The organism is Ruegeria sp. AH12 (assembly GCF_056541465.1).
Map to the genome: position 1 here is coordinate 1 of NZ_JBQFYL010000192.1, position 590 is coordinate 590.

Sequence of the window (590 nt, forward strand, 5' to 3'; positions counted from 1 at the left end):
CTGAAATCCCCCTTCGAGGTGAGCAGCGCAGCCTATGATCCACTGGATGGGCAGGCGCTGTTGCGGATCGAAGGATTTGCCGACTCTGTTGCCTATCGGGTAGGTCGATTACGCGAAATCCTTGGGGGCGAATGCACCGAGTTAGAGAATTCGAGGAACCGCTGGGTCGATCTGCGCGATCTGCGTGCGTTTCAGGATCTGGAAGGTGATGTCTGGCGCTTATCAGTGAAACCCGGCGATGCAGCCAGCCTTGCAGAACTGATCGACGCGGATCGAACCTTATTTGACTGGGGCGGGGGCTTGATCTGGGTATTGGTGCCAAAGGGCACCGATCTGCGTGCACGACTGGGTCACTTTGAAGGACATGCAACGCTGGTACGCGCAGAGGCTGACACCATCGTTGAATTTGGGCGATTCCAACCAGAGAGCACGCAGATTCAGGTTCTAACAAAGGCAATTCGGAAGAGATTTGACCCTCGGAACGTGTTCAATCCGGGTCTGATGGGGTAGGCGATGCAGACGAAATTTACCGAAAAGCAGTTGCAAGACCCAGCGATTCAGCGATCCAACGAGATACTCCGAAATTGTGT

The 590-nt window shown here is 54.6% G+C and carries 1 pseudogene; it reads left to right on the top strand.

From position 1 onward, the window contains the following. Positions 1-510: pseudogene (locus ACR0EL_RS22555) on the top strand (glycolate oxidase subunit GlcE); the annotation flags it as partial. Positions 511-590 lie beyond the last annotated feature (80 nt).